The organism is Oscillibacter valericigenes (assembly GCF_016902445.1).
Lineage (GTDB): Bacteria > Bacillota > Clostridia > Oscillospirales > Oscillospiraceae > Oscillibacter > Oscillibacter avistercoris.
The window spans coordinates 44,300-56,294 of record NZ_JACSNX010000017.1 but is presented as its reverse complement, the minus strand read 5'-3'; the positions used below and the strand labels follow the sequence as shown (position 1 = coordinate 56,294).

At 63.7% G+C, this 11,995-nt stretch carries 8 protein-coding genes; all 8 read left to right on the top strand.

Translation table 11 applies throughout. The annotated features are described in order from the left end of the window. Positions 1–147 precede the first annotated feature (147 nt). The 8 genes from rlmD to rpsG all read left to right on the top strand — a co-directional run bounded on the left by rlmD (position 148) and on the right by rpsG (position 11,984). Positions 148–1,545, top strand: a complete 1,398-nt coding sequence (rlmD, locus tag H9X91_RS10475; protein WP_204804895.1) for a 23S rRNA (uracil(1939)-C(5))-methyltransferase RlmD — start codon at positions 148–150, stop codon at positions 1,543–1,545. Positions 1,546–1,547: 2 nt separating this feature from the next. Next, positions 1,548–2,096 carry an HNH endonuclease gene (locus H9X91_RS10470; RefSeq protein ID WP_204804894.1) on the top strand — a complete coding sequence of 183 codons (549 nt, stop codon included), beginning with the start codon at positions 1,548–1,550 and terminating at the stop codon, positions 2,094–2,096. 182 nt (positions 2,097–2,278) lie between these two features. Beyond that, entirely contained in the window at positions 2,279–2,464 is a 186-nt protein-coding gene (locus H9X91_RS10465) for a hypothetical protein (protein WP_204804893.1), read from the top strand. 344 nt (positions 2,465–2,808) lie between these two features. Then, a complete protein-coding gene (gene rpoB / locus H9X91_RS10460; protein ID WP_204804892.1) occupies positions 2,809–6,510 on the top strand; it encodes a DNA-directed RNA polymerase subunit beta in 3,702 nt (1,233 codons plus the stop codon). Positions 6,511–6,571: 61 nt separating this feature from the next. Continuing rightward, complete coding sequence (rpoC, locus tag H9X91_RS10455) at positions 6,572–10,360, top strand: DNA-directed RNA polymerase subunit beta' (protein ID WP_204804891.1); 3,789 nt, start codon at positions 6,572–6,574, stop codon at positions 10,358–10,360. A gap of 235 nt (positions 10,361–10,595) precedes the next feature. Next, positions 10,596–10,841, top strand: coding sequence for a ribosomal L7Ae/L30e/S12e/Gadd45 family protein (locus H9X91_RS10450; protein WP_204804890.1), 246 nt, complete (start codon positions 10,596–10,598; stop codon positions 10,839–10,841). Positions 10,842–10,943: 102 nt separating this feature from the next. After that, positions 10,944–11,360 (top strand): 30S ribosomal protein S12, encoded by a 417-nt coding sequence (rpsL, locus tag H9X91_RS10445; RefSeq protein ID WP_204804888.1) that lies wholly within the window; start codon positions 10,944–10,946, stop codon positions 11,358–11,360. Between the two features lie 153 nt (positions 11,361–11,513). Next, entirely contained in the window at positions 11,514–11,984 is a 471-nt protein-coding gene (gene rpsG / locus H9X91_RS10440; protein WP_204804886.1) for a 30S ribosomal protein S7, read from the top strand. Positions 11,985–11,995 lie beyond the last annotated feature (11 nt).

Here is an 11,995-nt window from a genome sequence, read left to right as displayed (position 1 = left end):
GACCGACCCGCCGAACATTTTTTCTTTTCCACCGGGCGCGGCGCATTTTCTTTTTGATGTTTCAAAAAGAAAATGGGGGGCGCATCTGCCCAGCCATCAGCATGGCTGAATTCCCGCGTCCAATGGGACGCACCCCCGGAGGTATCTATGGACCGACTTCATGAAAATCAAATCTACACCGGCACGGTGGAGGGCTACTCCAGCGAGGGCCTGGGCATCGTCCGCCTGGACGGCGCCGTGGTGTTCGTCCCCCAGGCCGTCCGGGGGGAGACCATCGACCTGAAGATCACCAAGGTGATGAAGACCGCCGCCGCGGGGGAGATCGTGAAGATCTACAAGCCATCTCCCGACCGGGCGGCGCCGGAGTGCCCCTATTACGGCCAGTGCGGCGGTTGTGACTTCCAGCACCTGACCTATCCGGAGGAGCTGCGGGCCAAGCGCCAGCGGGTCCAGGACGCCCTGACCCGCCTGGGGGGCGCCGATGTCCAGGTGGAGGAGATCCTGGGGGCCAAGAACCCCCTGCACTACCGCAACAAGAGCCAGTACCCCGTGGGGGCCGGCGGCGCCATCGGCTTTTACCGGGCCCGGAGCCACCAGGTGGTGCCGGTGAAGCGGTGCCTGATCCAGCCCGAGGCGGCGGACAAAACCGCCGCGGCGGTGGGGGAGTGGATGCGCCGCTACAAGATCCCCGCCTATGACGAGACCGCCGGCAGGGGGCTGGTGCGGCACATTTACGTCCGGGTGAACCAAAAGGGCGAGAGCCTCTGCTGCGTGGTCATCAACGGAAAACAGGCCCCCCGGGAGCCGGAGCTGGCGGCCTACGTCTGCGCCGCCGTGCCCCATACCGTGGGCGTGCTGGTGAACAGCAACACAAAGCGGGGCAATGTGATCCTGGGGGAGAAGTACCGCACCCTCTGGGGGCAGGATTTCCTGATGGACACCCTCTGCGGCCTGGCGTTCAAGCTGTCGGTGCCCTCGTTCTACCAGGTGAACCGGGACCAGGCGGAGGTGCTGTACGGCAGGGCCCTGGCGTATGCCGGGCTCACCGGGACAGAGACGGTGGTGGACCTGTACTGCGGCATCGGCACCATCACGCTGTGTTTGGCGAAGCGGGCCAAACGGGTCATCGGCGCGGAGATCGTGCCGGCGGCCATCCGGGACGCGGAGGAGAACGCCGCCCGGAACCACATCGAAAACGCGGAGTTCTTCTGCGGCGATGCGGCGGAGGCGGCCGCCAGGCTGGAGGCGGAGGGCCTGCGGCCGGACGTCATCACCGTGGACCCGCCCCGGAAGGGGCTGGCGCCGGAGGTGATCGGCTCCATCGCCGCCATGGGGCCGGCGCGGGTGGTGTACGTCTCCTGTGACCCCGCCACCCTGGGCCGGGACGTGAAGCGGTTCGGCGAGCTGGGCTACCGGGCCGTCCGGGCCTGCGCCGTGGACATGTTCCCCGGCACCCGCCACGTGGAGAGCGTGGTGCTGCTGGAGAGATCGATCGGGAGGGATACAGACTATGGCGAGAAAACAGATCCGAACGACCATCCCTGAAATTGTGCACTTATTGGGCGCGGCACACAGATGAAAGCGGCCTGAGCGTCGATTTCGCGGAGGCCCACGAGCGGTGCTGGCGCTGCGGCTGCCGGCGCAGACTGGAGCGCTGCCACATCGTCCCCGATTCCCTGGGCGGCGAGGACGTCCCATCCAATTTTGTCATCCTGTGCAAGCGCTGCCACCTGGACAATCCGAACGTGGCGGACCCGGAGATCATGTGGGACTGGCTGCGGGCCTACAGCGTGCCGCTGTACGACACGTTCTGGGACATCCAGGGGATGGAGGAATATAAAAAGATCTACGGTGTCTCTGTGATGGAGGAGTTCAGCAGCCGGGATCTCCGGCTGGATGACCCGGAGGTCCGGGAGATCCGGAATGAGGTGGCTCAGGGCGCATCCTATCATTTCGGGGATCCCCATTTGAACGTGGCCACGCTGGCGGGCCTGCAGCGGATGCTGTTCAAGGAGTACGACAGGCGGCATGGCCTGGAGACAGGGCATCAGGTCGCGTCCTGCATCAGCCGGAACGGATTCTGGCAGGGAAAATAGGATGTTCCGCTGAAATAAAACGGACGGATCATGGCACCATAGATACGCTGCCCCGCCGCCGGGGCAGCAGGGCGCGGACCTTTGCGGCCTGCGCAGAAAACAGTTGTCAAACCCCGGCGGAAGGTGTATGATGAAACAAATCCCAACGGTGACGGCCAGTGTACCGAAACAGGAGGAGTATTATGAACAAAACTGCAAGCATGGTCTTGAAGATCATCGGCGCCAGCCTGGCATTCGCGGCGGTCGTCTGCCTGCTGATCGGCGGCTGGCATGACCTCAGCGTGGGCTGCAGCGGCATGAAAAAGCGGCTGGCCCGGAAGTTCGGCTCTGAGTACGACGACTACGCCGACGAGGAGCTGTACGAGTGATCCAGCGCACCAGAAGGGGCCCCATCCACCTGGATGGGGCCCCTTTTCCGCACGTTTGCCCGCAGGGCAACAAAAAAGCGGCGGGAGCAATCCCCAGCCGCTGCCAAATTCCCCTTGACAGAGGAAAAAAACCATGGTAAAATAAGACGCTTATATGATGGCAGAGGATACTCCGCCATTTTCTATCGTTGAGATAACGATAGCATATTTCCCAGAACAATGCAAGAGCGGGATACAGGAATTTTAACAACGACACCGTGCGTATCATTCCTGGCCGCGCCACCCGAAAAACCACGCGCCCGGCAGGACAGGGCGGGGCGCACAGAAGAAAGGTGAATGAGAAGATGGCCAAAGACAAGTACTACGGAAAGACCCTTCGTAAGAACTTCGCCAGGCACGAGGAAGTCATGCCCATGCCCAATCTTCTGGAGATCCAGAAGAAGTCTTACCAGGAGTTTTTGGACACCGGCCTTCGGGAGGTGTTCAACGACGTGGGCGCGATCACGGACTACCAGGGCAACCTGGAGCTGACGTTCATCGACTACAAGATGGATGAGGCGCCCAAGTACGACGTGGAGGAGTGCAAGGCCCGGGACGCCACGTACGCCGCCCCCCTGAAGGTGAAGGTCCGCCTGCGGAACAAGGAGACCGAGGAGATCAAGGAGCAGGAGATCTTCATGGGCGACTTCCCGCTGATGACCCACTCCGGCACCTTTGTCATCAACGGCGCCGAGCGCGTGGTGGTCTCCCAGATCGTCCGGTCCCCCGGCGTGTACTACGGCAAGGAGACGGACCTCAAGACCGATCTGCCCATCCTCACCTCCACCGTCATCCCCAACCGGGGCGCCTGGCTGGAGTATGAGACCGACGCCAACGAGGTGTTCTGGGTCCGCATCGACAAGAACCGCAAGCTCCCCATCACCTGCCTGATCCGGGCCCTGGGCCTGAAGACGGATCAGGAGATCCTGGACCGGTTCGGCGACGATCCCCGCATCGTCACCACGCTGGAGAAGGACCCCTGCAAGAACTATGAGGACGCCATGCTGGAGATCTACCGGCGCCTGCGTCCCGGCGAGCCCCCCACGGTGGAGGCCAGCGAGACCCTGATCCACAACCTGTTCTTCGATCCCCGGCGCTACGACCTGTCCACCGTGGGCCGGTACAAGTTCAACAAGAAGCTGTCCCTGTGGCAGCGGGTCCCCGGCTACAAGCTGGTGTACCCGGTGGCGGACCCCGCCACCGGCGAGATCCTGTTCGAGGACGGCCATCTGCTGACCAAGGACGATGCCCGCCTGCTGGACGAGGTGGGCGTGGCGGAGGTCACCATCGACGTGGAGGGGCAGCCCCTGCGTGTCATGTCCAACAGGATGTGTGACCTGAGCCACTATGTGGACTTCGATCCCCTGGCGGAGTGCGGCATCAAGGAGCGGGTGCGCTTCGACGTGCTGCAGGAGCTGCTGGGCCAGTACTCCGGCGAGGAGCTGAAGGATCAGATCCGCCTGCACAAGACCGATCTGGTGCCCAAGCACATCATCGTGGATGATATCCTCACCTCCATCAACTATATGAACGGCCTGGCCCGGGGCATCTCCGTGAAGGACGATATCGACCACCTGGGCAACCGCCGCCTGCGCTGCGTGGGCGAGCTGCTGCAGAACCAGTTCCGCATCGGCTTCTCCCGGATGGAGCGGGTGATCCGGGAGCGGATGACCATCCAGGATCTGGACGTGGTCACCCCCCAGAGCCTCATCAACATCCGCCCTGTCACCGCCGCCATCAAGGAATTCTTCGGCTCCAGCCCCCTGAGCCAGTTCATGGATCAGACCAACCCCCTGGCGGAGCTGACCCACAAGCGGCGTCTGTCCGCCCTGGGCCCCGGCGGCCTCTCCCGCGAGCGGGCCAACATGGAGGTCCGGGACGTCCACTACAGCCACTACGGCCGCATGTGCCCCATCGAGACTCCTGAAGGTCCCAACATCGGTCTGATCTCCTATCTGGCCACCTATGCCCGGATCAACGAGTACGGCTTTATCGAGGCTCCCTACCGGGCGGTGGACAAGAAAACGTTCCATGTCTCCGACGAGATCACCTATATGACCGCCGACGAGGAGGACAACTACATCGTCGGCCAGGCCGCCGAGCCCGTGGACGAGAACGGCTGCCTGATCAACGCCCGTATCACGGCCCGGCACCGGGACGAGATCGTGGAGGTGGACAAGGAGCGGGTGGACTACATCGACGTGTCCCCCCGGATGATGGTCTCCATCGCAACGGCCATGATCCCCTTCCTGCCCAACGACGACGCAAACCGCGCCCTGATGGGCGCCAACATGCAGCGCCAGGCCGTGCCCCTGCTCCGCCCCCACGCCCCCATTGTAGGCACAGGCATGGAGCACAAGATCTGCATCGACTCCGAGATCGCCGTCCTGGCGGAGGGCGACGGCGTGGTGACCTCTGTGGACGCCCGCCACATCACCGTCAAGTACGACAGCGGCGAGATCAAGGATTACAAGCTGACCAAGTTCCTGCGGTCCAACCACGGCACCTGCATCAACCAGCGTCCCATTGTGGAGGTGGGCGAGCGGGTCCACGGCTGGGGCAAGGACGAGAACGGCCAGACCGTCGATCCCACCGTCCTGGCCGACGGCCCCGCCACCGAGCAGGGCGAGATCGCCCTGGGCCAGAACATCCTGGTGGGCTTCATGACCTGGGAAGGCTACAACTACGAGGACGCCGTGCTGCTGAACGAGCGGCTGGTGCGGGAGGACCTGTACACCTCCATCCACATCGAAGAGTACGAGATCGACGCCCGGGACACCAAGCTGGGCCCGGAGGAGATCACCAGAGATATCCCCAACGTGGGCGAGGACGCCCTGAAGGACCTGGACGAGAACGGCATCATCCGCATCGGCGCGGAGGTCCGCTCCGGCGACATCCTGGTGGGCAAGGTCACCCCCAAGGGCGAGACCGACCTGACCGCCGAGGAGCGGCTGCTGCGGGCCATCTTCGGCGAGAAGGCCCGTGAGGTCCGGGACACTTCTTTGAAGGTCCCCCACGGCGAGAGCGGCATCATCGTGGATGCCAAGGTCTTCACCCGGGAGAACGGCGACGAGCTGGGCCCCGGCGTGAACATGGTGGTGCGGGTGTATATCGCCCAGCGCCGCAAGATCCAGGTGGGCGACAAGATGGCCGGCCGCCACGGCAACAAGGGCGTCGTGTCCCGGGTCCTGCCCCAGGAGGATATGCCCTTCCTGCCGGACGGCACCCCGCTGGACATCGTGCTGAACCCCCTGGGCGTGCCCAGCCGTATGAACATCGGCCAGGTGCTGGAGGTCCATCTGGGCTACGCGGCCCAGAAGCTGGGCTGGAAGGTGGCCACCCCCATCTTCGACGGCGCCACCTACAGCGACATCCAGGAGCTGCTGCAGCAGGCGGGCCTGGATCCCGAGGGCAAGAGCGTGCTGTACGACGGCCGCACCGGCGAGCCCTTTGACAACAAAGTTACGGTGGGCTACGTGTACTTCCTGAAGCTGCACCACCTGGTGGACGACAAGATCCACGCCCGCTCCACCGGCCCGTACTCCCTGGTGACCCAGCAGCCTCTGGGCGGCAAGGCCCAGTTCGGCGGCCAGCGCTTCGGCGAGATGGAAGTCTGGGCCCTGGAGGCCTACGGCGCGGCCTACACCCTGCAGGAGATCCTGACGGTGAAGTCCGACGACGTCACCGGCCGTGTCCGGACTTACGAGGCCATCGTCAAGGGCCACAACGTGCCCCAGCCCGGCGTGCCGGAGTCCTTCAAGGTGCTGGTGAAGGAGCTGCAGTCCCTGTGCCTGGACATCCAGGTGCTGGACAAGGACGGCAACGTCATCGAGCTGAAGGAAGACGAGGACGCCATGGACACCTTCAACCTGGCCCGGATGGACGCCGACGACGACCGGCACCGCGCCTTCTCCGAAGAGGCGGAGTTCCAGGATTCCGGCTTTGACATCGAGGACGCCCCGGAGGATGCCGGCGCGGACATCGACGTGGACTTCGACGACGAATGATCCAGGATCGTATTGTTCGTCAACTCAACAATTCTGGATCATGTAAGGAGGAAATCGCAAGATGATCGACAACAACACTGGCAACAACATTGCCTTTGACGCGATTAAGATCGGCATGGCCTCTCCGGAGCAGATCCGCGCCTGGTCCTATGGCGAGGTGAAAAAGCCGGAGACCATCAACTACCGCACCCTGAAGCCGGAGCGGGACGGCCTCTTCTGCGAGCGCATCTTCGGGCCCACCAAGGACTGGGAGTGCCACTGCGGCAAGTACAAGAAGATCCGCTACAAGGGCAAGATCTGCGACCGCTGCGGCGTCGAAGTCACCCGGGCCAAGGTCCGCCGGGAGCGGATGGGCCACATCGAGCTGGCCACCCCCGTCTCCCACATCTGGTATTTCAAGGGCATCCCCTCCCGGATGGGTCTGCTGCTGGACATCAGCCCCCGGATCCTGGAGAAGGTGCTGTACTTTGCCAACTATATCGTCACCGACCCCGGCGAGACCCCGCTGACGAAGAATCAGATCCTCTCCGAGAAGGAGTACCGGGACTACCGGGAGAAGTATGAGAACGACTTTCAGGCCGGCATGGGCGCCGAGGCGGTGAAGAAGCTGCTGCAGGATGTGGACCTGGAGGCCCTCTCCGCCCAGCTCCACGCGGAGCTGAAGGACGCCTCCGGCCAGAAGAAGGCCCGGATCGTCAAGCGGCTGGAGGTGGTGGACGCCTTCCGCCTGTCCGGCAACAAGCCGGAGTGGATGGTCATCGACGTGCTGCCGGTGATCCCGCCGGAGCTGCGGCCCATGGTCCAGCTGGACGGCGGCCGGTTCGCCACGTCCGACCTGAACGACCTGTACCGCCGGGTCATCAACCGGAACAACCGCCTGAAGCGGCTGATCCAGCTGAACGCCCCGGACATCATCGTCCGCAACGAGAAGCGGATGCTCCAGGAGGCCGTGGACGCCCTGATCGACAACGGCCGCCGTGGCCGCGCCGTCACCGGCGCCAACAACCGGGCCCTCAAGTCCCTCAGCGATCTGCTGAAGGGCAAGCAGGGCCGGTTCCGCCAGAACCTGCTGGGCAAGCGCGTGGACTACTCCGGCCGCTCCGTCATCGTGGTCGGCCCCGAGCTGAAGATCTACCAGTGCGGCGTGCCCAAGGAGATGGCCGTGGAGCTGTTCCGCCCCTTCATCATGAAGAAGCTGGTGGAGGACGGCACCGCCAACAACATCAAGTCCGCCAAGAAGATGGTGGACAAGGGCGTCACCGAGGTGTGGGACGCCCTGGACGTCATCATCAAGGACCACCCCGTCATGCTCAACCGCGCCCCGACGCTGCACCGCCTGGGCATCCAGGCCTTCGAGCCGGTGCTGGTGGACGGCCGCGCCCTGAAGCTGCACCCCCTGAACTGCACCGCCTTCAACGCGGACTTCGACGGCGACCAGATGGCCATTCACGTGCCCCTGTCCGCCGAGGCCCAGGCGGAGGCCCGGATCCTGATGCTCTCCGCCAACAACCTGCTGCGTCCCCAGGACGGCGGCCCCGTCACCGTGCCCACCCAGGACATGGTGCTGGGCTCCTACTACCTGACCATGGACCGCATGGGCAAGGCGGAAAAGGGCGCCGAGACCATCTGGTGCGAGGATGCCGGCGACACCGGCCTCACCGCCCAGTCCATCGTGGATGCGGACGACTTTGTGGCCGCCAACGAGGCCCTGGCGAAGGACCAGAAGAAGGCCACCTATCGCCCCCTCCACTTCTACGCCAGCGAGGAAGAGGCCCTGATGGCCTACAACGACCATATCATCGGGCCCCACTGCCCCATCGGCGTGCGCCGCACCATGACGGTGGACGGCGTGGCCCACACCTGCGTGGTGGAGGCCACGCCCGGCCGGATCATCTTCAACCAGAACATCCCCCAGGACCTGGGCTTTGTGGACCGGACCGATCCCCAGCATGCCTGCGACTATGAGGTCACCTTCACCTGCGGCAAGAAGCAGCTGGGCCAGATCGTGGACCGCACCATCAACAAGCACGGCTTCACCGTGGCCGCTGAGGTGCTGGACGCCATCAAGGCCACCGGCTACAAGCACTCCACCCTGGCGGCCATCACGGTCTCCATCGCGGACATGACCGTGCCTCCCAAGAAGTACGAGCTGGTGGCCGCCTCCGAGCAGAAGGTGCTGGACATCGAGAACCAGTACAAGATGGGCTTCATGACTGAGCACGAGCGCTACAAGCAGGTGGTGCAGGTGTGGGAGAAGACCACCAACGACGTCTCCGACGCCCTGCAGAAGAACCTGGACCGCTACAACCCCATCTTCATGATGGCGGACTCCGGCGCCCGCGGCTCCATGAAGCAGATCCGCCAGCTGGCCGGTATGCGCGGCCTGATCGCCAACACCGCCGGCCGCACCATCGAGATCCCCATCAAGGCCAACTACCGCGAGGGCCTGACCGCTCTGGAGTACTTCATCTCCTCCAGAGGCGCCCGCAAGGGCCTGGCCGACACGGCTCTGCGTACCGCAGACTCCGGTTACCTGACCCGCCGCATGGTGGACGTCTCCCAGGATGTCATCATCCGGGAGGAGGACTGCCATGTGACCCACGGCATCAAGGTCTCCGAGATCAGCGAGAACGGCCAGGTCATCGAGAAGTTCTCCGACCGCATCCGGGGCCGGTTCCTGGTGGGCGACGTGGTGGACGCCGACACCGGCGAGGTGCTGCTGTCCAACACCAAGATGATGGATGAGAGCGACGCCAGGATCCTGGAGACCCACAAGTGGGTCCAGGCCAACTACCGGGACGGCGACCGCTGCACCTTCGATCCGGCGGTGGATGAGCATCCCACCGTCATGATCCGCACGGTGCTGACCTGCAAGGCTCACAGCGGCGTGTGCGCCAAGTGCTACGGCATGAACCTGGCCACCCAGCAGCCTGTGGGCCCCGGCGAGGCGGTGGGCATCATCGCCGCCCAGTCCATCGGCGAGCCCGGCACCCAGCTGACCATGCGTACCTTCCACACCGGCGGCCTGGCCGGCGGCGACATCACCCAGGGTCTTCCCCGTGTCGAGGAGCTGTTTGAGGCCCGCAAGCCCAAGCGGATGGCCACGCTGGCCGAGATCGGCGGCACCGTCAAGTTTGAGGAGACCACCAAGGGCAGCCTGGTGAACATCGTCATCACCGCCCCCGATGGGGACACCCGCACCTACGCGGTGCCCCACACGGGCCTGCTGGTGAAGGACGGCGACGTGATCGAGGCCGGCCACCAGCTGACCTACGGCGCCCTGAACCCCCACGAGGTGCTGCGCATCCGCGGCGCCGACGCCGTGTACAACTACCTGATCCAGGAGGTCCTGCGGGTGTACCGCCAGCAGGGCGTGGATATCAACGACAAGCACATCGAGATCATCGTCCGCCAGATGATGCGCAAGGTCCGTCTGGAGGACGCCGGCGACACCAAGCTGCTGGACGGCTCCATGGTGGACGTCCTGGAGCTGGACGACGCCAACGAGGAGATCGACCGCCGCAACGCCGCCGGCGAGCGGCAGGAGAACGGCGAGCCTCTGCGCCACGCCGTGGGCACCCAGCTGCTGATGGGCATCACCAAGGCCTCTCTGGCCACGGACTCCTTCCTGTCCGCCGCCTCCTTCCAGGAGACCACCAAGGTCCTGACGGAGGCTGCCATCAAGGGCAAGGCCGACCACCTGGTGGGCCTGAAGGAAAATGTCATCATCGGCAAGCTGATCCCCGCCGGCACCGGTCTGACGGCCTACCATACCTTTGCTGAGGAGCTGGTCCCCGGCAAGGCGGAAGCTGTGCCCGAGCAGGAGCCGGCAATGCCTGTCGAGCAGTGAGCAGACACGCCTGAGAACCGATGGAGAGAGCCGGACCCTGACGGGTCCGGCTCTCTTTGCCTGCCGGGGCGGGGCAGGCCGGCTCGTATGTGCCGGGGCGCGCACGCACAGTCCATGAAATGGGAATTTTTTACCGAAAAACGTCTTGACGGATATGTTTCCCCATGGTATAATCCAAAAATGCGCGGATATTCAAGATCTGCGGATTTTGCCATGCGTTTCAGGAGGAATTCCCGTGATCACGGAACTTGCTTCCCAGGAGAAAGTCATCGGCGTGAAGCAGTCCCGCAAGGCGATCCGGGAGGGACGGGCCAAGCGGGTGTATCTCGCCTGTGACGCCGATCCCGCCATTACCGAGCCGGTGGCCGCCAGCTGTGCGGAGGCCGGCATCCCCGTGGAGACGGACTACACCCTCGCCCAGCTGGGAGAGGCGTGCCGGATCAGCGTGGGCGCCTCTGTGGTGGCGGTCCTCTCCGCTTGAAAAATGGTTTTTTTCGGAATAGCTTCACCGCGTTCCGTAAAAAATAAGGACTGTCGTGGTCACACGGCAGCGAAATTATGAAAGAAAGGAGAAATACACCGAATGCCTACTTTTAACCAGCTGGTCCGTAAAGGAAGAGAACAGGCTTCCTACAAGTCCACTTCTCCCGCTCTGCAGTTTGGTCTGAACACCCTGAAGAACAAGACAACCGATCTGCCTTCTCCCCAGAAGAGAGGCGTGTGCACCGCCGTGAGAACCGCGACCCCCAAGAAGCCCAACTCCGCCCTGCGTAAGATCGCCCGTGTGCGTCTGACCAACGGCTACGAAGTCACCGCTTACATTCCCGGCGTGGGCCACTCCCTGCAGGAGCACTCCGTCGTCATGATCCGCGGTGGCCGTGTCAAGGACCTCCCCGGTGTCCGTTACCACATCATCCGCGGTACGCTGGATACCCAGGGCGTCTCCGGCCGTATGCAGGGCCGTTCCAAGTACGGCGCCAAGCGGCCCAAGCAGAAGTAAGTCTGCAAACTGAAAGCTTTGCCGAACAGGTTTATATAGATGGCGGCCCCCGGGCCGCCGGGACGACCTCTTTGGCAGGCATTCACGGAAGGCTGAAATACGCCTTTTGAGTACCTATGAGATCATAGAATCATTATGAAGGAGGGAAGCATAGTGCCCAGAAGAGGTAATGTTCCCAAGAGAGAGATCCTGCCGGATCCCGTTTACGGCTCCGTCCTGGTCACCCGGCTGATCAACAGCGTCATGCTGGATGGCAAGAAGGGCGTGGCCCAGAAGGTGGTCTACGGTGCATTCGACCAGATCAAGGAGAAGACCGAGAAAGACCCCATCGAAGTGTTCAACCAGGCTATGGAGAATATCATGCCCAGCCTGGAAGTCAAGGCCCGCCGCGTGGGCGGCGCCACCTATCAGGTCCCCATGGAGGTCCGTCCTGCCCGCCGCACGACCCTGGGTCTGCGCTGGCTGACCACCTACGCCCGCTCCCGCAGCGAGCGCACCATGGCAGAGCGCCTGGCTGGTGAGCTGATGGACGCTGCCAACAACACCGGCAGCGCCGTGAAGAAGCGTGAGGAAGTCCACAAGGCGGCTGAGGCCAACAAGGCGTTCGCCCATTTCCGCTGGTAAGTTAGGAGATT

What these genes read in the sequence shown, in the direction of transcription:
- rpoB (WP_204804892.1), top strand. Translation starts at nt 2,809, where the DNA reads ATGGCCAAAGACAAGTACTACGGAAAGACCCTTCGTAAGAACTTCGCC.
- rlmD (WP_204804895.1), top strand. Translation starts at nt 148, where the DNA reads ATGGACCGACTTCATGAAAATCAAATCTACACCGGCACGGTGGAGGGC.
- rpsL (WP_204804888.1), top strand. Translation starts at nt 10,944, where the DNA reads ATGCCTACTTTTAACCAGCTGGTCCGTAAAGGAAGAGAACAGGCTTCC.
- H9X91_RS10465 (WP_204804893.1), top strand. Translation starts at nt 2,279, where the DNA reads ATGAACAAAACTGCAAGCATGGTCTTGAAGATCATCGGCGCCAGCCTG.
- rpoC (WP_204804891.1), top strand. Translation starts at nt 6,572, where the DNA reads ATGATCGACAACAACACTGGCAACAACATTGCCTTTGACGCGATTAAG.